The sequence below is a fragment of the Reyranella sp. GW821-FHT12G01 genome (assembly GCF_058806575.1).
On sequence record NZ_JBXAPV010000001.1, the window covers coordinates 37520 to 57636 of the forward strand.

20 protein-coding genes are annotated in these 20117 nt (G+C 68.0%); 11 read left to right on the forward strand and 9 right to left on the reverse strand.

Annotated features, from left to right (window positions below; translation table 11 throughout):
- Position 1: 1 nt before the first annotated feature.
- The 4 genes from AC1RP5_RS00175 to AC1RP5_RS00190 are packed head-to-tail and all read right to left on the reverse strand — an operon-like array spanning position 2 to position 2448.
- On the reverse strand, positions 2 to 406 hold the full coding sequence (locus AC1RP5_RS00175; protein ID WP_493108536.1) for a hypothetical protein: 405 nt from the start codon (positions 404 to 406) through the stop codon (positions 2 to 4).
- Complete coding sequence (locus AC1RP5_RS00180; RefSeq protein WP_493108537.1) at positions 403 to 1632, reverse strand: CCA tRNA nucleotidyltransferase; 1230 nt, start codon at positions 1630 to 1632, stop codon at positions 403 to 405. Before AC1RP5_RS00180 ends, AC1RP5_RS00175 begins: the two co-directional genes overlap by 4 nt.
- Positions 1629 to 1862 (reverse strand): hypothetical protein, encoded by a 234-nt coding sequence (locus AC1RP5_RS00185; RefSeq protein ID WP_493108538.1) that lies wholly within the window; start codon positions 1860 to 1862, stop codon positions 1629 to 1631. The genes AC1RP5_RS00180 and AC1RP5_RS00185 overlap by 4 nt, the downstream gene beginning before the upstream one ends.
- A gap of 19 nt (positions 1863 to 1881) precedes the next feature.
- Positions 1882 to 2448, reverse strand: coding sequence for a CoA pyrophosphatase (locus AC1RP5_RS00190; protein WP_493108539.1), 567 nt, complete (start codon positions 2446 to 2448; stop codon positions 1882 to 1884).
- Positions 2449 to 2555: 107 nt separating this feature from the next.
- Here AC1RP5_RS00190 and AC1RP5_RS00195 point away from each other — a divergent pair, with 107 nt between their 5' ends.
- Genes AC1RP5_RS00195 through AC1RP5_RS00210 form a run of 4 tightly spaced genes read left to right on the forward strand, consistent with a single transcriptional unit; the run spans position 2556 to position 9401 of the window.
- Positions 2556 to 3590 carry an AAA family ATPase gene (locus tag AC1RP5_RS00195; protein WP_493113259.1) on the forward strand — a complete coding sequence of 345 codons (1035 nt, stop codon included), beginning with the start codon at positions 2556 to 2558 and terminating at the stop codon, positions 3588 to 3590.
- Between the two features lie 33 nt (positions 3591 to 3623).
- Positions 3624 to 4520: a DUF58 domain-containing protein gene (locus AC1RP5_RS00200; RefSeq protein WP_493108540.1), complete on the forward strand. Its 897-nt coding sequence runs from the start codon at positions 3624 to 3626 to the stop codon at positions 4518 to 4520.
- Between the two features lie 4 nt (positions 4521 to 4524).
- A complete protein-coding gene (locus tag AC1RP5_RS00205) occupies positions 4525 to 7320 on the forward strand; it encodes a DUF4159 domain-containing protein (protein WP_493108541.1) in 2796 nt (931 codons plus the stop codon).
- A 2-nt stretch (positions 7321 to 7322) separates the two neighbouring features.
- A complete protein-coding gene (locus tag AC1RP5_RS00210) occupies positions 7323 to 9401 on the forward strand; it encodes a hypothetical protein (protein ID WP_493108542.1) in 2079 nt (692 codons plus the stop codon).
- A 94-nt stretch (positions 9402 to 9495) separates the two neighbouring features.
- Here the strand turns inward: AC1RP5_RS00210 and AC1RP5_RS00215 are convergent, their stop codons facing one another.
- The 4 genes from AC1RP5_RS00215 to AC1RP5_RS00230 all read right to left on the reverse strand — a co-directional run bounded on the left by AC1RP5_RS00215 (position 9496) and on the right by AC1RP5_RS00230 (position 13196).
- Positions 9496 to 10302, reverse strand: coding sequence for a hypothetical protein (locus AC1RP5_RS00215; protein ID WP_493108543.1), 807 nt, complete (start codon positions 10300 to 10302; stop codon positions 9496 to 9498).
- Between the two features lie 122 nt (positions 10303 to 10424).
- Positions 10425 to 11153 carry an SDR family NAD(P)-dependent oxidoreductase gene (locus tag AC1RP5_RS00220; RefSeq protein ID WP_493108544.1) on the reverse strand — a complete coding sequence of 243 codons (729 nt, stop codon included), beginning with the start codon at positions 11151 to 11153 and terminating at the stop codon, positions 10425 to 10427.
- The gene (locus AC1RP5_RS00225; RefSeq protein WP_493108545.1) at positions 11150 to 12121 is read right to left on the reverse strand and encodes a Bug family tripartite tricarboxylate transporter substrate binding protein; all 972 of its coding nucleotides are present in this window, start codon (positions 12119 to 12121) and stop codon (positions 11150 to 11152) included. The genes AC1RP5_RS00220 and AC1RP5_RS00225 overlap by 4 nt, the downstream gene beginning before the upstream one ends.
- A gap of 34 nt (positions 12122 to 12155) precedes the next feature.
- Positions 12156 to 13196, reverse strand: a complete 1041-nt coding sequence (locus tag AC1RP5_RS00230) for a LacI family DNA-binding transcriptional regulator (RefSeq protein WP_493108546.1) — start codon at positions 13194 to 13196, stop codon at positions 12156 to 12158.
- An 82-nt stretch (positions 13197 to 13278) separates the two neighbouring features.
- On the opposite strand from AC1RP5_RS00230, the gene AC1RP5_RS00235 reads away from it, so the two are divergent.
- From AC1RP5_RS00235 to AC1RP5_RS00265, 7 genes are all read left to right on the forward strand, one after another.
- The gene (locus AC1RP5_RS00235) at positions 13279 to 14934 is read left to right on the forward strand and encodes a flavin-containing monooxygenase (protein ID WP_493108547.1); all 1656 of its coding nucleotides are present in this window, start codon (positions 13279 to 13281) and stop codon (positions 14932 to 14934) included.
- Positions 14931 to 15470, forward strand: a complete 540-nt coding sequence (locus AC1RP5_RS00240) for a VOC family protein (RefSeq protein WP_493108548.1) — start codon at positions 14931 to 14933, stop codon at positions 15468 to 15470. Before AC1RP5_RS00235 ends, AC1RP5_RS00240 begins: the two co-directional genes overlap by 4 nt.
- A gap of 211 nt (positions 15471 to 15681) precedes the next feature.
- Positions 15682 to 16398: a pirin family protein gene (locus tag AC1RP5_RS00245; protein ID WP_493108549.1), complete on the forward strand. Its 717-nt coding sequence runs from the start codon at positions 15682 to 15684 to the stop codon at positions 16396 to 16398.
- A 71-nt stretch (positions 16399 to 16469) separates the two neighbouring features.
- Positions 16470 to 17243, forward strand: coding sequence for an SDR family NAD(P)-dependent oxidoreductase (locus AC1RP5_RS00250; protein ID WP_493108550.1), 774 nt, complete (start codon positions 16470 to 16472; stop codon positions 17241 to 17243).
- A gap of 42 nt (positions 17244 to 17285) precedes the next feature.
- The gene (locus AC1RP5_RS00255; RefSeq protein ID WP_493108551.1) at positions 17286 to 17819 is read left to right on the forward strand and encodes a hypothetical protein; all 534 of its coding nucleotides are present in this window, start codon (positions 17286 to 17288) and stop codon (positions 17817 to 17819) included.
- Between the two features lie 178 nt (positions 17820 to 17997).
- The gene (locus AC1RP5_RS00260) at positions 17998 to 18594 is read left to right on the forward strand and encodes a 2-hydroxychromene-2-carboxylate isomerase (RefSeq protein WP_493108552.1); all 597 of its coding nucleotides are present in this window, start codon (positions 17998 to 18000) and stop codon (positions 18592 to 18594) included.
- Positions 18591 to 19028, forward strand: a complete 438-nt coding sequence (locus AC1RP5_RS00265; RefSeq protein WP_493108553.1) for an OmpA family protein — start codon at positions 18591 to 18593, stop codon at positions 19026 to 19028. Before AC1RP5_RS00260 ends, AC1RP5_RS00265 begins: the two co-directional genes overlap by 4 nt.
- Before the next feature lie 82 nt (positions 19029 to 19110).
- Here AC1RP5_RS00265 and AC1RP5_RS00270 read toward each other — a convergent pair whose 3' ends face one another.
- Positions 19111 to 20106: an NADPH:quinone oxidoreductase family protein gene (locus AC1RP5_RS00270; protein WP_493108554.1), complete on the reverse strand. Its 996-nt coding sequence runs from the start codon at positions 20104 to 20106 to the stop codon at positions 19111 to 19113.
- Positions 20107 to 20117: the final 11 nt, after the last annotated feature.

The window sequence follows — 20117 nt, forward strand, 5'->3', positions numbered from 1 at the left end:
CTCACGGACGCTTTGCCATCAGCTTGCCCGCCAGCAACGGCGCGGCGAACAGCACGAGCAGCAACAGCGGATAGGGCGCGCCCCACCAGATTCCGAAACGATCCAGGAAGGCTTCGGTGCCCTCTTCGTAGGCCAGGCGCGCATAGAGAAAGTCGGCCAGCGCCGTCGAGGTCGGCCACAGCAGCGCCGCCAGCAACGCCGCCTCGAACCAGTTGCCGCCCGCGGTGCGGCGCGCATGGAAGATCGCCATCATCACGACGTAGGGCATCGGCACCAGCGCCTTGTACCACTCGACGGTGCGCACCGAGAGCGTGGCCGCGATCCAGGTGTCGCCCACGAAATCGTTCAGCACGACGAGGATCGCGATCGCCAGCCACAGCGAGAAGGTGACAGCGGGGCGGATCATTGCGCTGCGCGCACCAGCCGTTCGAGCTCGGCGAGGCAGGCGGCGCGATCGGCGGCGAAGTCGCCGTCGATCCACCAGCGTTCGACCGTCTCGATCAACGCGCCGACTTTCGGTCCCGGCTTGAGGCCGAGCTTCAACGCATCGCCACCGCTCACCGGCAGTTCCGGCGGCGTCCACCCTCGCGCCATCGCCAGCGCCGCGCGCCAGTCGCCCGGCGCTTCGGTCGCGAGCAGCAGGCGGTCGGCATAGAGGCGATTGCCCAGCGCATAGATCTGCGCGCGCCACGCCTTGGGGCCACCGGCCACGTCGATGACGGGATCGGCCGCCAGCATGACTTCCAGCCGCAGCGATTCCTGCGTCGAGAGTTTCAGGCGCTTGCCGATCGCCGTCGCATCGGCGTCGGCCGACAGGGTCGATGCGAGGCGACGCACAGCCACGACCTCGTCCTCGCGCGCGATCAGCGCCCGCAGGCGGGCCACGCCGATGCATTCGGGCAACCAGTGATCGAGGATCGCGGCGGCGCGCATCGCCTCGACCGTGTCGGCCGGCGCCGGCGCTTCGAGCAGGCGCAGGAACTCGTTGCGCACCCGCTCGCCCGAGAGACCGCGCAGACCACCGGCATTGCGGCGGCAAGCGGTGAAGCCTTCGGCATCGAACGGCGGCCGTCCGTACCAGGCATGGAAGCGGAAGAAGCGCAGAATACGCAGCTTATCCTCAGCGATGCGCTGATCGGCATCGCCGATGAAGCGCACGCGGGCATTGGCGAGATCGGTCCGTCCGTCGAACGGATCGTAGAGCGTGCCGTCGAGATCGGCGTAGAGCGCGTTGAAGGTAAAGTCGCGGCGGCTGGCATCCTCCAGCCAGTCGTCGGTGAAGGCAACGACCGCATGACGCCCGTCGGTCTCGACGTCGCGACGCAGGGTGGTGAGTTCGTAAGGCGCGCCGCCGATCACCGCCGTCACGGTGCCGTGCTTCAGGCCGGTCGGCACGACTTTGATCTTGGCCGCCTTGAGGGCGAGCATCACGGTCTCTGGCGCCTTGTCCACGGCAAGGTCGGGCTCGCCGCGCAGCGGCGCGCCGCGCACGGCATCGCGCACCCAGCCGCCGACGAAGCGCGCCGAAATGCCGGCACCGCGCAGCACATCGAACAGCTTGCGGACGCCCGTGTCGTCTGCCCACGGCGCCGCGTCGAGACGGCCCGAGGGCGTCATGGCCGATGGCTTCATGGCGCGAAGAGTCCGCCGTAGCCCTGATTCTGGGTGAAGAACATGACGATGAAACCAGCGATGGCGCAGAGCAGCCCGATGATCCCGAGCCAGGTCATCGGCAGGTCCTGCCACTCCGGCAGGGTCCCGGCGAGCTTGCGCTCCTGTTTGATCTTCACCGCCCACGCCCACAGGAAGAAGGCGCAGAACGGCACCAGCACCAGGCCGACAATCATGAGGACGACGCGCATGGAAGGCTCCGGGCCTGCGTCAGGGGCTGGCGGTCAGGATGAAATGCAGGTTCTTCAGCATACCCGCCGTGGCGCCCCAGATGTAGCGCTCGCCGTAGGGCATCGCGTAGTAGCGCCGCTCGCGACCCTGCCAGACCCTGCTGTCGATGCGGTGATTGCGCTCGTCGAGGAAATGATCGAGCGGCACCTCGAAGACATCGGCGACCTCGCGCGGGTCTGCACGGGGCGTGAATCCCGGCGTCACGATGCCCACGATCGGCGTGATCTCGTAGCCCGTGCCCGTACGGTACTGGTCGAGCGGCCCGATGACCTCGATGAAATCGCGGGTAAGCCCGACCTCTTCCTCGGTCTCGCGCAATGCCGTGGCCGTCGCATCGGCATCTTCCGCCTGCCGGCGGCCGCCGGGAAAGGCGATCTGCCCGGCATGGCTCGGCATATCCTCGGTGCGCTGGGTCAGCAGCACCGTGATTCCCGGCTCGCGTCGCACCAGCGGCACGAGCACGGACGCCGGACGCCACACCTCGGGCATCGCCGTGACGCCGTTCAGCGAAAAGTCGCTCCCGATGGGTGGCGTAGCGACGGGCAAACCTGATGCCAAACGCCTGCTGCGCTCACCGACCCGCCGCACAATTTCGTCAACCGTCATGCCCTTGTTCCGGCCTCAATTCTGGGCTTCCCTCAATTATAATTCCCATCGACGACAGGAGCGCCCTGGTGGCCCCCGATACATCGACTGCTACCGACGCCGACGCCCAGGCCGCCCTCGCCGACATCGAACGGCTGGGCGGGCAACTTCGCGCAGCCCGCACCTCCATCGGCAAGGTCATTTATGGCCAGCAGGACGTGATCGATCAAACGCTGGTTGCTCTCCTGTCCGGCGGACACCTTCTCTTGATCGGTGTTCCGGGTCTCGCCAAGACCAAACTGGTCGATACGCTGGGCGTCGTGCTCGGCATGGAATCCAAGCGCATCCAGTTCACGCCCGACCTGATGCCGGCCGACATCCTGGGCTCCGAAGTGCTGGAAGAGAGCGACGGCGGCCGCCGCTCGTTCCGTTTCCTGCAGGGTCCGGTCTTCGCCCAGCTGCTGATGGCCGACGAAATCAACCGCGCCAGCCCGCGCACCCAGTCCGCCCTGCTGCAGTCGATGCAGGAGCGGCACGTGACGGTGGCCGGCAAGCGCTACGACCTGCCCGCGCCTTTCCACGTGCTGGCGACCCAGAACCCGCTGGAGCAGGAAGGCACCTATCCGCTGCCGGAAGCCCAGCTCGACCGCTTCCTGTTGCAGGTCGACGTCGGCTATCCCGACGAGGAGGCCGAACGCCAGATCATGATCGGCACCACCGGCGCGGAGCAGGCGGTCGCGACGCAAGCCCTGTCGCCGGGCGACCTGATGGCCGCCCAGGCCCTCGTGCGTCGCCTGCCGATCGGCGAGACCGTGGTCAACGCCATCCTGAAGCTGGTGCGTGCCGGCAGGCCTGAGCACACCGACCTCGATGTCGTGCGCCAGCGCGTCGCCTGGGGCCCCGGCCCGCGCGCCAGCCAGGCCTTCATGCTGGCCTGCCGTGCCCGCGCGATCATCCAGGGCCGCCTCGCGCCGTCGGTCGACGATGTCGTGGCGCTCGCGGGTCCGATCCTGCGTCATCGCATGGCCGTTAACTTCTCGGCCCGCGCCGAAGGCGTGACCGTCGAGTCCGTGATCGCCCAGATGTGCGCGCGCCTCGGATAAACCTCTGGCCTAGGCATTGCACAGCGGGAGTTCATGGCTGCGCCTTCAACCCTTCATCGTTCGCTCGAGCTTGCCGGCACGCTGCCCGCCTTGATGGTGGCCGCTGACCGCGTCGCTGCGACCGTCATCCAGGGCGTGCACGGCCGTCGCCGCGTCGGCCAGGGCGACGCCTTCTGGCAGTACCGGCCCTTCCGCGACGGGGACAGCGCCAGCCAGATCGACTGGCGGCAGAGCGCGCGCAGCCGCAACCTGTTCGTGCGCGAGACCGAATGGGAAGCCGCGGCCAGCATCTGGCTGTGGCGCGATGCGTCGCCGTCGATGCAGTACGCCTCGCTGAAGAACATCGACACCAAGGCGGTGCGCGGCGAGCTGATCACGCTCGCGGTCGCGAGCCTGCTGGCCGATGCCGGCGAGCGCGTGGCGGTGCTGGGCGGCGGCATGCGCCCGACCTCCGGCCGCGTTGCCGTGCGCCGCGTCGCCGAGACCCTGTTCGACGAGAGCCGCGACACGACCCGCACGCCCGCCAGCCTGCCGCCGATGGTGCCGCTGCCCGCACACGGCACAGTCGTGCTCGTCTCGGACTGGCTCGACCCGCTGGAGAAGATCGAGGAGATCATCCGCTACTACGCCAGCGTCGGCGTGCGCGGCCATCTCGTGCAGATCCTCGATCCCGCGGAGGAAGAGCTGCCGTTCGACGGTCATGTGAAGTTCGAGGGCCTCGAAGCCGAGGGCCAGCACACGATCCGCAAGGTCGAGGCCGTGCGCGCCGCTTACGGCGCCCGCCTCACCGCGCAGAAGGAAGGTCTGAACCGCCTCACGCGGCCGGCCAACTGGACCGTTCACCTGCATCGCACCGACCGCTCGCCGCAGACGGTGCTTCTGTCGCTTTACCTCGCCATGGCCGACATGGGTCGGCTGAACCTGGCCTGACCGCATGTTGAGTCTCGGCGCCTTCGCCTTCGCTGCCCCCGGCATGCTGGCCCTGCTTGTGGCTCTGCCGGCGATTTACTTCCTGCTGCGGCTGATGCCGCCGCTGCCTAAGCTCGTGCGCTTCCCGGCGATCCGGCTGCTGATCGGTCTCGAACCGGCCGAACAGACGCCGATGAAGATGCCGTGGTGGCTGTTGCTGCTGCGCCTGCTGCTGGCGACGGCGCTGATCCTCGCGGTCGCGCGCCCGCTGCTGAACCCGCAGGCCGAGCTGCCGGGCCGTGGGCCGTTGCTGCTGGTGATGGACGATGGCTGGTCGAGCGCCCCGGGCTGGGCCACACGCACCGCCCATGCCGAACGCCTGATCCAGCGTGCCGAACGCGCCAACCGCCCGGTCGTTCTCGTGGGCACCGCGCCCGCCCCGCTCGATGCGCCCGCAGTGCGTCGCGGCGCGATGCGTCCCGACGAAGCCCGCACGCTGCTGCGCGCCTTCCGTCCCAAGCCCTGGCCGACCGATCGCGCGGCTGCCGTCACCGCCATCGACCAGATGCAGATCGACCCCGGCGCTTATGCCGTATGGCTGAGCGACGGTCTCGAGGACGAGGGCGCGACGCGCCTCGCCGAGCGCCTGCGCCGCTTCGACGGGCTGCAGGTGCTGCTGCCCGATCAGGCGACGACTCCCCTGCTCCTGCTGCCGCCGGCCGCCGAAGGCCGCGACCTCAAGGTGCGCGCGCTGCGCGCCGCTGCCGACGGTCCGCGCAAGGTGGCGGTGCAGGCCGCCGACGAACAGGGCCGCGTCGTCGCCCGCATGGATCTCGATTTCGCCGCGACCGCGACGCAGGGCGAAGGCGTGCTGGCCGTGCCGCCCGAGCTGCGCAACCGCATGGCTCGCCTCGACATCGAGGCGCAGGGCGGCGCCGGCAGCACGATCCTGCTTGATGAGCGCAATCGCCGCCGTCCCGTCGCGATTCTCGGCGAACGCGCCACGGCGGGTAACCAGCCGCTGCTGCAGGAGATCTACTTCCTTGAACGCGCGCTCGATCCGTATGTGAGTCTCAGCATCGGCGATCGTGAATCGGTGCTGACGCGCAACACCGCGGTGCTGCTGATCCCGGACGGCTCCACGCCCTCGGCCAACGACCGCGAGGAGATCGCCAAGTGGATCGAGCGCGGCGGCATCGCCGTGCGCTTCGCCGGTCCCAATCTCGCGGCCGGCGCCGACAATCTGGTGCCGACGCCGCTGCGCCTCGGCGACCGCGCGCTGGGCGGCATCATGAGCTGGGGCCAGCCGAGCGCGCTGGCCGAATTCCCGCCCAACAGTCCCTTCCTCGGCATTCCGATCCCGAAGGACGTGCGCATCTCGCAGCAGGTGCTGGCCGAGCCGACGCCCGATCTCGCCGACAAGACCTGGGCGCGCCTTGCCGACGGCACGCCGCTGGTCACCGCCGAGAAGCGCGGCCAGGGCTATCTCGTGCTGATCCACACCACCGCCAACACCGGCTGGAGCAACATGTCCTTGTCCGGCCTGTTCGTGAACATGCTGCAGCGTCTGGTCACGCTCTCGCGCGGCGTCGCGGGCGACGGCGTCAACAAGGCACTGAAGCCGTGGCGCACGCTCGACGGCTTCGGCCGCCTCGGCGCCCCGCCCGCCGGCATCCAGATCCTGCCGGCCGATGCCGCCGAGACCTTCCAGCCCAAGCCTTCTTCTCCGCCGGGCCTCTATGGCGACGAGAATGCCCAGGTCGCCTTCAACATCGGCGGCCGCATTCCCGCGCCCAAGCCGCTGGCCCTGCCGAGCGGCGTGTCGACCGACAAGCTCTCCGAAGGCGGCGAGACGGACCTCTCGAAGTGGTTCCTGCTGACCGCGCTTCTGCTGCTGCTGGCCGACCTGCTGATCTCGCTGTGGCTGCGCGGCCTGCTGCCCAAGGCCGTCCGCTTCGGACGCGCGGCACCGGCCGCGATCCTGCTGGCCGCCACCCTCGCTTTCACCGGATCACCCGACGTCGAGGCGCAGCAGCCGGCACCGCCGCAGCGTCCCGGCACCGCCGCGACGCAACCTGCAGCCAAGCCCGGCCCGCCGCCCCTCACCGACGAGCAGGCGCTCAAGGGCTCGCTCGACATCCGCCTCGCCTACATCGTCACCGGCGACAAGGAAGTCGACGACATCAGCAAGGCGGGTCTCGAAGGCCTCAGCGAAATCCTGCGCGCCCGCACCTCCGTCGAGCCGGCCGATCCCGTCGGCCTCGATCTCGAAAAAGACGAGCCGCGCCTCTATCCGCTGATCTACTGGCCGGTGACCTCGACGCAGCCGGCGCTGTCGCCGCGCGCCCAGGCCAATCTCGATCGCTACCTGCGGACCGGCGGCATCATCTTCATCGACACGCGCGACCAGCAGATGAGCTTCGACCGTCCCGCCGGCGGCAACCCCGACCTCAAGCGCCTGCTGGCCGGCGTCGAGACGCCGCCGCTGGTCGCCATGCCGCCGGACCATGTGCTGAGCAAGGCGTTCTATCTTCTCTCCGACATGCCGGGCCGCTGGCAGGGCGGGACGCTCTGGATCGAGTCCGGCACCGGCCGCGTCAATGACGGCGTGACCACCATCCTGATCGGCTCCAACGACTATGCCGGCGCCTGGGCCACCGACCAGCGCGGTCGCGGCCTGATGCCGGTCTCGCCGGGCGGCGAGACGCAGCGCGAGATGTCCTATCGCTTCGGCGTGAACCTCGTGATGCATGCGCTGACCGGCAACTACAAGGACGACCAGGTCCACCTGCAGGACATCATGCAGAGGTTGAGGCGATGAACATGACATCGGCCGTTTCGGTCGCCTTCGATCCGCTGCTGCCGTGGACGGTGCTGGCCGTCCTGGGCGCGATCGGCCTCGTGCTGGTGCTGTTCGGCCTGCGCGCGGGTGCGCGCGGCACGATCTGGCGTTTTGGCTCGCTCGTCGTCGTGCTGGCGGCGCTGGCCAATCCCTCCCTGATCGAAGAGCAGCGCAAGCCCATCGCCGACGTGGCGCTGGTCGTGGTCGACGACAGCGATTCCATGGCGATCGGCGAACGACGCCAGCAGGTCCAGGCCGCGCGCGAAAGCCTGAAGCGCAAACTCGGCCAGCAGGACGGGCTCGAAGTGCGCGAGGTCGTGCTGCCGCCGTCGCAGATCCAGCTGGGTAGCGAGCGGCCGGGCGGCACGCGCCTGATCGACACGATGCGCTCGGCGCTGATCGAGATTCCGCCGGAGCGCCTCGCGGGCGTCGTCCTGTTGAGCGACGGCCAGGTCCATGACGTGCCGGCCGGTGTGCCGCCGGAACTGGGCGGCGCGCCCGTGCATGCGCTGATCGCCGGCAAGAAGAACGAGCGCGACCGGCTGATCGTGCTGGAGCAGTCGCCGCGCTTCGGCGTGGTCGGCCGCGAAGTCGTCGCCAAGTTCCGGATCGAGGATCCCGCCGGCGGCACCGCGCCGGTCACGCTGTCGGTCGGCGGCGAAGTCGTGAAGCGCATCGACGTACCGGTCGGCCGCTCGGTCGAGCTGCCGATCACCGTCGGCAATCCCGGCGCCAACGTCGTCGAGCTGGAAGTCGGACCGGGCACCAGCGAACTCACCCTCGACAACAACCGCGCGCTCTTCACCATCAACGGCGTGCGTGACCGTCTGCGCGTGCTGCTGGTCTCGGGCGAGCCCTACCAGGGCGAGCGGGCGTGGCGAAACCTGCTGAAGAGCGACCCCGCGGTCGACCTCGTGCACTTCACCATCCTGCGCACGCCGCAGAAGGACGACTTCACGCCGGTGCGCGAACTGTCGCTGATCGTCTTCCCGATGCGCGAGCTGTTCGAGCAGAAGCTGAAGGAATTCGACCTCATCATCTTCGACCGCTACGAGTCGGGAAACCTGATCACGCGCGATTACTTCCGCAACATCTCCGAGTACGTGAAGGGCGGCGGCGCGCTGCTGGTCTCGGTCGGCCCGGTGTTCGCGACCCAGCGCTCGCTCTACCGCACGCCGCTCGGCGCCATCCTGCCCGCCGCCCCGACGGGCGACGTGGTCGAGACCGGCTTCAAGCCCAAGGTCACCGAGATCGGCCAGCGCCATCCGGTGACGGCGAACCTCCCGCAGGCCGGCGATCCCAACAAGGAGCCCGAGTGGGGCCGCTGGTTCCGCCTCATCACCTCGCGCACCGAGCGCGGCAACGCCGTGCTGGCCGGCGCCGAGGAGAAGCCCTTGGTCATCCTCGACCGCGTCGGCGAGGGCCGCGTGGCGCAGCTGATGTCCGATCACCTGTGGCTGTGGAACCGCGGCATCGACGGCGGCGGCCCGCAGCCCGAGCTGGTGCGCCGCGTCGCCCACTGGCTGATGAAGGAGCCGGACCTCGAGGAAGAGGCGCTGCGCGCCACCGCCGTCGGCGGCCGCATCGAGATCACGCGCCGCACGCTCGCCGCCACCTTCCCGCAGGTCACCATGACCTCGCCCGGCGGCGCCACGCGCACCTTGGACCTGCGCCAGACCGCGCCGGGCCTCGGCTTGGCCGTGGTCGATGTCGACAAGCCCGGCCTCTACCGCTTCGACGACGGCACGCTGCGCGCCGTCGCCGCGGTCGGCAGTCCCGATCCGCTGGAATTCTCCGACGTGCGCGCGACCGACGCCAAGCTGAAGCCGCTGGTCGACGCGACCGGTGGCGGCCTGATGTGGATTTCCGACCAGTCCGAGCCCGACATCCGCACCGTGCGTCCTGGCCGTGCTGCCGGCGGCTCCGACTGGATCGGCCTGCGCCGCAACGAGGGCTACACGGTCGCCGGCATCAACCAGCTGCCGCTGCTGCCCGGCATCCTCGTGGCGCTCGCCTTCCTGATGGCCATCGCCAGCGCCTGGTGGCGCGAGGGTCGCTAGGGCTGAGCGAAGCTCAGCCCTAGGAGCGGCAGGACATTGCCGAAGGCAATGTCCGGGAGCGTCGAAGGCAGAACGGCCACACGCCCCGCCGGGGTCAGCCTCCGCCCGGCACGACCTGCGTGGGCTTCGGGGCGCTCGACGCGCCGAAGGCGTTCTCGAACTTGCTCACGAAGTCGGGCGCGAAGCGCTCGCTGAAACCGGCCAGGAAACCGATCACCCAGACCATGTATTCCGGCCCGTTGCCGACCGAGACGCCGGTGATCGTCAGGAAGCCGCTGGCCAGGATCGCGTAGATCGAGATCGCAAACAGGCTGGCGGCGATGGGCTTCAAGGTCGCGCTGACGAACAGGTGGAGCGGGTCGAAGATCGTCAGCTCCGCCACTTCACCCAATCGCGAGATGATGCTGACGGAGGCGCCGCCCATGGCGGCCAGCACGACCAGCCCGAGCGGCGACGCCTGCTCCAGATGCGCGAGATAGCGGCAGCCCGCCCAGATCGGAATGAAGATGAACGCCCAGGGGATGATGGAACAGAACAGCCCCGCCAGCATGGCGTTGATGGGTTGATCCCCGACCCAGGTCCGTATCCGGGCCGCCCAGCTCGTGCCCGACGACAGCACGCGGATCGTCAGCCTGTTGCGGATGCTGCGGGCGAAGAGAAGCTTCGGGTCCGTATCGGCCAGCGCTTTAACCGCGGCCTGGATCATCTGGTAGAAGCTCTGGTTCCTCTCCTCGTCGTCCACTTCCGGATACTGGATGACCAGCTCGACGAGACGCGCGAGCTCGAGCTCGACGTCGGGCAACAACTGGGACTGGTTGAACAGAGCCTGGATGTCGGCGATCAGTTTTTCCCGGGTCAGCCAGACCGGCGCCGCCCCCGCACCCGCATTCACATCGGTCATTTTTGCCCCCGCAAATCTGCCGCTGAGGGGATATTGAAGCGGCAGGCGGGCTTGAGTCCACAACCCATGATTGGCGCATCCGCATACCTGCGCACGCCGTCCCGGGGGAGGGCTTCGACGCCTCAGTAGGTCGCGCGGCCTCCCGAGATGTCGAACGTGGCGCCGGTCGAGAAGGAGCAGGCCGGCGAGGCCAGCCAGAAGGCCAGCTCCGCGACCTCTTCCGGCCGGACCATGCGCGCCATCGGCACGTTGGCCAGCAGCTTCGTCCGCCGCTCGTCGGTGAGCGGACCGAAGATCGCGGTCTCCGACGCCGAGGGCGAGATGGCGTTGACCAGCACGCCCGACGTCGCGAGCTCCTTGCCCATCGACTTGGTGAGCGCGATCACGCCGGCCTTGGACGCGACATAGGCCGCGACGTTGGGGTTGCCGTCCTTGCCCGCGATCGAGGCGATGTTGACGATGCGACCGTAGCCGCTCGCCACCATGTCGGGGACGGCCGCCTGGCAGCAGCGGAACGTGCCGTTCAGGTTGATGTCGAGCACGCGGTGCCACAGTTCCTCAGGGTACGAGGCGATGCCCGCCGAGGGGCCGAGGATGCCGGCGCTGTTGACCAGGATCGACGGCGTGCCCAGCGCGGCCTTGCTCGCCGACCACGCCGCCTTCACCGCCGCCGTGTCGGTGATGTCCACGGCGAAGGGCGTCGCGAGATCGCCGATCTCCCCGGCGACGCGCTGTGCGCCGCCGAAGTCGACATCCCACAGCGCGACCTTGAGGCCTTCCCTGGCGAAGCGATGCGCGATGGCGCGACCGAGTCCGCTGGCCGCGCCGGTGACGACGGCAGTCCTGCTCATGGCTTCACGTTGGCGGCTTGCGCGATCTTGCGCAGGGTCGCGATGTCCTTGGCCGTCTGCGCCTTGAGATCTTCGGGGCTGATCGTCGAGGCGGTCATGCCGAACTCCGCCCAGCGTTCCTTGACGTCGGGCATCGCCAGGATCTTCATCAGCTCGGTATGCAGGCGCTCGACGATGGGCTTCGGCGTGTTGATCGGGGCCATCAGGTCGTAGCGCCAGACGAAGTCGAAATCGACGCCCTGCTCGACGAAGCCCGGCACGTCGGGGAAGTTGATCGAGCGGCGGGTGCACGAGACCACGACCTTGACCTTGCCCGACTTCACCATCGGCACGGCCGACTGCACGTCGGAGAAGCCGAGCTTGATATGGCCCGCCGCCACGTCGTTCAGCACCGGCGCCGCGCCCTTGTAGGGCACGTGGGTCATGTTGATGCCGGTGCCGGCGCGGATGATCTCGGCGCAGAGATGCCCGGTGGAGCCGTTGCCCCAGGTCCCGTAGTTCACTTCGCCGGGCTTGGCCTTGGCGAGCGCGACCACGTCGCGCAGGTCCTTCACCGGATAGTCGGGGCTGGCCACCATCACGACGGTGGCCGAGCCGATGTCGGCCAGATGCTCGAAATCCTTCACCGGATCATACGGGAGATCGGGCATCACGGCCGGATTGACGACGACGGTGCTGGCCGATCCCAGGACCAGCGTGTAGCCGTCCGCCGGCGCCGTCTTGGCCGCTTCCATCGCGATGAGGCCGGACGCGCCCGGCTTGTTGTCGACGACCACGGTCTGGCCGAGCGCGGTGCCGAGCTTCTCCGCCAGCGCGCGCGCCACCAGATCGGTGCCGCCGCCCGCCGCGAACGGCACGATCATGCGAAGCGGCTTGGTCGGCCATTTGGCATCGCCCGTCTGTGCAAGTGCAGGTGTCGCGAGGCCCAAGGCCAGAGTCAGGGCAAACGCCCTCCGCAGCAGTTTCATTCTTTCCTCCACGTGGTTCTTGATTACTTGCCGATTACTTCCCGGGCGGCGGCGCGCAGGATTCGCGCAGCACAAGATCGACGGGCAGCAGCGCGCGCGACTGCCCCTCACCCGAATTCCCTTTCAATCGTTGCAACAGCAGCTCGGCCGCCGCGCGGCCGACATCTTCCAGGCTCCAGCGCAGCGCCGTGATCGCCGGCGCATGCACGGCGGCGAGATCGGTATCGCCGACGGCGATCACCGACAGGTCGGCCGGAATGGACAGTCCGAGGTCGCGCGCCGCCCGCAGCGCGCCCGCGAGGATGCGGGTGCCGAGTGCGATGATCGCCGTCGGGCGCTGCTCGCGCTGCAGCAGGGCGAGCGCGTCGCCTTGCGCGAAATCCATCGACGATTCCTGCAGACAGACCATGGCGCCGGCCGGATCGATGTCGGCCTCGGCGAAGGCCGCGTTGAAGCCCGCGATGCGCTCGCGACCCGGCCGCATGCGCGCGCCCGGCGTCAGCAGGGCGATGCGCCGATGGCCGAGGCCGATCAGGTAACGCGTCGCCGTCCGCGCGCCTTCGCGATGGTCGACCAGCACCGCGGGCCACGGCGTCTCCTCGTCCGGCGGCACATCGCGATCGAGGATGACGACGGGCGAGCCGCCGGTCGCAAGCTCGCGCCAGGCCCGGTCGTTCTCGTCGCTGCCCGGCGCGACCAGCATGCCGTCGAGCCGCCGGCTGCGGAACGCCGCCACCATCGCCCGCTCGCGCACGGGATCGTTCGCGGTGTTGGCCACGACCATCAGCAGGCCGGCGTCGCGCAGCCGCGCCTCGGCCGCCTGCACGATGCTGGCGTAAAGCGGATTGGCGACGTCGGAGACCAGGCAGCCGACCATGCCGGTCGTGCGCGTGCGCAGGCTGCGCGCCAGGAAGTCCGGCTGATAGCCGAGCTTCTCCGCCGCCGCCGCGACGTCGCGCGCCACCCTGGCGCTGACGTTCTTGCCGCCGTTCATTGCCCGCGACACCGACCCGACCGAGACTCCGGCTGTGCGGGCGACATCGCGGATGGTCGCTTTGGAAACGATTTCTGCCATACGAAGCGGCATATTTGACATCAATAGCATCGCTTGCAAGATTAATTTGGAAACGTTTCCAGTTTCAGGAGTTCGTAACGCCATGGCAGCCGTCCAGCAGCGCGCGAGCGCGGTCGAGACCGACACCGAGTGCGATGTCGTCGTGGTGGGCGCCGGCTTCGGTGGCCTTTATGCCCTGCACAAGCTGCGCGAGAGCGGCTTCTCGGTGCGGGGGCTCGAGGCGGCGCCGGACGTCGGCGGGACCTGGTACTGGAACCGCTATCCCGGCGCGCGCTGCGACGTGCCGAGCCTGTTCTATTCCTACAGCTGGTCGCCCGAGCTGCGCCGCGAATGGCGCTGGACCAACCGCTACGCCGGCCAGGAGGAAATCCTGAGCTACGCCCGGTTCGCCGCCGACCGGCTCGACCTGCGCACGTTGATCGAGTTCGACACGAAGGTCGCGAAGGCTACCTTCGATGAGAAGACCGAACGCTGGACCGTCGAGACCGACCGCGGCGGCCGCCTCAGCGCCCGCTTCGTCATCATGGCGACCGGCGGCCTGTCGATACCCAACACCCCGGACATTCCCGGCGTCGCCGACTTCGAGGGCGCGATCTATCACACCGCCCGCTGGCCGCAGGAGCCGGTCAGCTTCGAGGGCAAGAGGATCGGCATCATCGGCACGGGCTCGTCGGGCATCCAGGCGATTCCGATGATCGCCAAGTCGGCGAAGCAGCTCGTCGTGTTCCAGCGCACGCCGAACTTCTCGGTGCCGGCGCACAATCGCCCGCTGACCGACGAGGATCACAGGAGCTTCGACGAAGGCCTCGAAGCCTATCTCGCGAGCCTCGAGCAATCCGATTTCGGCCGCGTGCCGCCCACGGCCTTCACCGCCGAAGTGCCGCCGCGCGACGTGCAGTGGAAGCATTATGAGAAGCTCTGGCAGGACGGCGGCAGCGGCGGCTTCCTGAAGGCGTTCCCCAACATCCTGGTCCATCCCGAGGTCAACGAGGTCGCCGCCGACTTCGTGCGCCAGAAGATCCGGGAGACGGTGAAGGACCCCAAGACCGCCGCCGCGCTGTCGCCGTCGGGTTATCCGTTCGGCGTGAAGCGCCTGTGCGTCGATACCGATTACTTCGATACCTACAACCGCTCGAACGTCGAGCTGGTGAACCTGCGCGACGAGCCGATCGAGAAGATCACCGCCCATGCCGTCGACACGACGTCGCGGCACTTCGAGCTCGATGCGCTGGTCTTCGCGACCGGCTTCGACGCGGTGACCGGCGCGCTGCTGGCGGTCGATATCCGTGGCCGCAACGGCGCCCCCTTGAAGGATGCCTGGTCGGAGGGGCCGAAGACCTATCTCGGCCTGACGGTAAAAGACTTCCCGAACCTGTTCACCATCACCGGTCCAGGCAGCCCCTCGGTGATCGGCAACGTCATCACCAATTGCGAGTATCACGTCGACTGGATCGCCGACTGCCTGACGCACATGCGCCGGCGCGATCTCTCGACGATCGAGCCCGATGGCGAGGCCCAGGTCGCCTGGGGCAAGCATGTCACCGAGGTCGCAGACCGCACGCTCTTCCCCAAGGCCAACTCCTGGTATCTGGGCGTCAACATCCCCGGCAAGCCGCGCGTGTTCATGCCGTATATCGGCGAGGGCTATCGCACGACCTGCAAGGAGATCGTGGCCGACAATTATCGCGGCTTCAGGTTCGGTCCCTCGGCCGCACACGAACGGGCGGCCGCCGAATGAGCCGGCTGTTCGGGCCGATCCGTCAGAACGGCTATGTCGTGCGCGACATCGAAGCCGCGATGGCGCACTGGATCGACGTGCTGCAGGTCGGGCCGTGGTTCTACATCGATCGCGTGAAGACCGACTGGTTCCGCCATCGCGGCCAGGACTCTTCCGTCGAGATGAGCATTGCGCTGGCCAACGCCGGCGACCTGCAGATCGAGCTGATCCAGCAGCGCAACGACGCGCCCTCGATGTACAAGGAGTTCCTCGATAGCGGCCGCGAGGGGCTGCAACACGTGGCCTTCTGGTCGACCGACTTCCAGTCGCTCTACGACCGCGCGCTCGCCCAGGGTTATAAGCTCGGCCACGAAGGCCAGATCGGCGGCGAGCAGGGCCGTTTCGCCTACTTCGATACCGGCGCCCCGGCCGATCCCCATGCCGGCACCGTCGTCGAGATTTCCGACATCAGCGGCAACAAGGGCCGCTTCTTCGAGCACATCCGCGAACGCGCCCGCACCTGGGACGGGTCGGACCCGATCCGGAAGCCGCGCTAGGATTTCCTCCCCATTCAAATGGGGAGGTGGCCCGTAGGGCCGGAGGGGTCATGAGGCCCCGGGTGATCGTTCTTCCTTCGACGCTCCCGGACATTGCCTTCGGCAATGTCCTGCCGCTCCTGGGGCCGAGCTGCGCTCGGCCCACCGTTACCAACCAGAAACTTGATCCCCCTCCTTGTTGCGCCATTTTGGGAAGCACAAGGAGAACACCATGATCGAGCTCAGACCCTTCGATAAATTGGGCAAGTCGGACCACGGCTGGCTCAAGGCCAACTTCCATTTCAGCTTCGCGGACTACCGCAACCAGGACCGTGTCCACTGGGGAGCGCTGCGCGTCTGGAACAACGACCGCATTGCGCCGCAGTCGGGCTTCCCGCCGCATCCTCACCGCGACATGGAAATCGTGACCTACGTCATCAAGGGCGCGATCACGCACAAGGACCATCTCGGCAACGAGGGCCGGACCGAAGCGGGTCAGATCCAGGTGATGAGCGCGGGCAACGGCATCCAGCACGCCGAGTACAACATGGAGCAGGCCGAGACCGAGCTGTTCCAGATCTGGATCCTGCCCAACAAGCAGGGCGTGCCGGCACGCTGGGAGACCGTTCAGTTCCCGGCTGACGGCCGCGAGGGCAAGCTGGTGCCGCTGGCTTCCGGCCGCGGCGATGACGGGGCGATCCCGCTCTATGCCGACGGCTCGCTGATGGCCGGCACGGTGAAGGCGGGCCAGTCGACCCGCCAGAAGCTGAACGGCAAGCCGACCTACCTCGTGCCGGCCAAGGGCCGGATCGAGGTCCGCGGCAGCGACGGCAAGGTCGTGACGGCGAATGCCCGCGATGGAGTGGCCATCGTCGACCAAAACGAGATCGAGATCGTGGCTCTCGAGGATGCCGAGATTGTGCTGGTCGAAACGGACCGGCTCAACTGATCTCTCCTAAGATTGACGGTATGGACCGGGCGGGCTTTGATCCCGCCCGGTTTTCGTTTGGGAGAGACGCAATGGCCTACAAGGGCTTCGATCTGACGGGCAAGGTGGCGCTGGTGACCGGCGGCAACGGCGGCATCGGCCTCGGCATGGCCGACGCGATGGCCCAGGCGGGCGCGGGCGTCTGCATCTGGGGCACGCGCAAGGAGAAGAACGACGCGGCCGTCGAGCAGCTGAAGAAGCATGGCGGCAAGGTCCACGCCCAGATCGTCGATGTCGGCGACGAGAAGCAGGTCGCCGATGCCTTCGCCGAGACGGTGAAGGTGATGGGCCATGTCGACAACTGCGTCGCCAATGCCGGCGTCTCGGGACGCGGCAAGGGCTCGATCCTCGAGATGGACTACGCCGAATGGCGCCGCGTGCTGCAGATCAACCTCGACGGCGTTTTCTTCACGTTCCGTGCAGCCGCCAAGCACATGGTCGAGCGAGGCCAGGGTGGCTCGCTGGTCGCGATGGCCAGCACCGCGGCGATCGAGGGCGCGGCGCGCTCCAGCCACTACGGCGCCAGCAAGGGCGGCGTCACGGCGATGGTCCGCGCGCTGGCGGTCGAGCTGGCCCGTTACAAGATCACGGTGAACTCGATCCTGCCGGGCTGGATCGAGACTGAAATGACGGCCAACGCGGTCGCCAATCCGAAGTTCGCGGGCAACGTCCTGCCGCGCATCCCGACCCGCCGCTGGGGCACCGGCGCCGACTTCGGCCCGATCGCGGTCTATCTGGCGAGCAGCGCCTCCGGCTATACGACGGGGCGCGACTTCGTTATCGATGGCGGCTATACGTTGTTTTAGCCCGTCGCCACTTCAAATCAGCATCCTCCCGGGGGAACACTCATGATGAATCGGTTTGCCGCCAGCCTCGCCGTCCTCGTTGCTTTCGGCGCCCTGCCGGCGCTCGCTCAGCAGCCCAAGCCGGCAGCCACGCCGACCATGGCGGCGCCCAAGGCCAACCCGGATGAGGACCGCTACGTCGGCTACTACTATCCGAAGCCGACCGCGACCGAGACCTACACCTCGCCGATGCAGACGATCTCCGGCGCCGAGCGCGCCCAGCGCGTGCAGTTCGCCACGGTCGTGTCGCAGGGCACGATCCAGTCGGCCTACCGCGTTCCCTACTCGGTGTTTGTGAAGGGCGAGAAGGCCGACAAGATGATCATCGTCGGCCTGCAGCCGGGCGAGATGAGCACGATCTACCGCGCGCGCGCGATCCTCGCGAACATGACGACCATGTCGCGCCTGTCGCCGTTCTTCCAGGAGCGCACGATCGCCGAGGACGCGAACTTCTTCGACCTGCTGAAGCTGCTGGGCTTCCAGCAGGTCACGATCAGCGACGGCGACAAGTTCACCCACCAGGTGAACATCAAGTAATGGGCTGAGCGAAGCTCAGCCCGAGGAGCATCAGGACATTGCCTCTTGGCAATGTCCGGGAGCGCCGAAGGAAGAGCGATCAAATAGAGCACGCCGCGGGCACCAGCCTGCGGCGTGCTTTTTTGTTTGGCGTCATGCCGGAAGCGGCGCAGGCTCGCCCCAAGACACGGAGGAACACATGGCGCGCACCCTGGAATTCTATTTCGACTACGGCAGCCCCTACAGCTACCTGGCCGACACGCAGGTCGAGGCGATCGCGCAGCGCGCCGGCGCCGCCCTGGTGCGCAAGCCGATGCTGCTGGGCGGCGTGTTCAAGGCGACGGGCAATCATTCGCCCGCCGAGCTGCCGCAGAAATCGAAGTGGAGCAGCTTCGACATGCCGATGTGGGCCAAGCACTACGGCGTGCCGTTCGCGCGCAATCCGTTCTTCCCGGTGAACACGCTGGCGCTGATGCGCGGCGCGGCGGCGGCCCAGATCGACGGCACGTTCGAGCGCTATCATCCGGCGGTCTACAAGGCGATGTGGGTCGACGGCCGCAATCTCAATGACATGAAGGAGATCGCGTCCGTGCTGAGTTCGGCCGGCCTCGATCCGGCCAAGGTCGGCGCCCGCATCCAGGACCAGGACGTGAAGGACCGGCTCAAGGCCACGACCGAGGAGGCCGTCGCGCGCGGTGTGTTCGGCGCGCCGACCTGCTTCGTGGACAACATGATGTTCTTCGGCAACGATCGCCTCCCCTTCGTCGAAATGGCCCTCAAGGGAGAGCTCAAATGAAAAGACTTGGCGTCCTGATCGCCCTCGGAACGCTGTTCGCCGCGGCGCCGTCCTTCGCGCAGACCGTCGGCACTTGCCCGCGCGGCGGCGGCAGCAGCCAGCCCAATCCGGTCCGCATCCTGTTCGCCCTCAACAGCTCGGTGATCCCGCCGGCCGAGAAGCCGGCGATCGTGCAGGCGGTGAAGACCGCCAAGGATCGCCAGGTCTCGGCGGTCTGCATCATCGGCCACACCGACAAGCTGGGCGACAAGGCCTACAACCAGAAGCTCGCCCGCGCCCGCGCCCAGTCGGTCGCCGCCGAGATGATCCGCGACGGCTATCCGGCCAAGAACATCACCATCGTGGCCGACCCCGAAGCCTTCGGGAACATGAGCTTCGGCAGCGACAACGCCTCCGAGATCGACCGCAAGGTCACGATCTTTTACGCGCGATAGGCAATTGTCGTCCTGAGCGAAGCGAAGGACCTTACATAGCGGCCAGACGACTCCGGAGCGGGCGCGAGATCCTTCGCTTCGCTCAGGATGACAATGAGGTCATCTCGATCGCGACCTTGCCGACGACCTTGCGGTCGATCAGGACCTGGAACGCGTCGGCCGCCCGTTCCATCGGGAAGCGATGCGAGACGTTGGGGCGCATGACGCCGAGCGCGGCGAGCCGCGGCAGTTCCTCGACATAGTCGCGGCCGAGTTCGGGCGAGAGGCGCAGGATCGTCTCGCCCGCGCGCACGCCCAGGACCGACAGGCCCTTGATCAGAATGTGGTTGGACATGAGCTTGCTTGGCCCGCCCGAAGTGAAACCCACCACCAGCAGCCGCGCGCCGTAGGCTGCAGCGCGCACCGACTTCTCCAGCACCTCGCCACCCACCGGATCGTAGATCACGTCGCAGCCCTTGCCGTTCGTCATCTCCTTCACGGCGGCGACGAAGTCGCCGGTGCGGTAGTTCACGACCTCGTCGGCGCCGTTCGCGCGCACAACGGCCAGCCGCGCATCGTCGCTGCCGGTCGCGATGACGCGCGCGCCGAGATGCTTGCCCAACTGCACCGCCGCCAGGCCGACGCCGCCCGAGGCGCCGTGCACCAGCAGGACGTCGCCCTTCTTCACCGCCGCGCGATGGACCAACGAGTGATAGGCGGTCTGCGCCGCGACCCGAAAGCCCGCGCCCTCGGCAAAAGACCAGTCGGCCGGCAGGCGCATGAGATGGCCGCTCGCCTTGACCTTCACGTATTCCGCGAAGGCGCCGGGGCGCACGCCGAAGATCACGCGATCGCCGGGCTTCCAGCCGGTGACGTCCGCGCCGATCGCATGAATCGTCCCCGCGCCTTCCATGCCGGGCACGAAGGGCAGCTCGGGCTTGTGCTGGTAGCCACCGGCCACCATCAACACGTCGGGGAAATTGACCGATCCCGCGCCAACTTTGACGACGATCTCACCCGGTCCCGCTTCGGGGATCAGACGCTCTTCGATATGGAGAACGGAAGGATCGCCGAGACGATCGCAAACGAGGGCGCGCATTACAGAAGCGC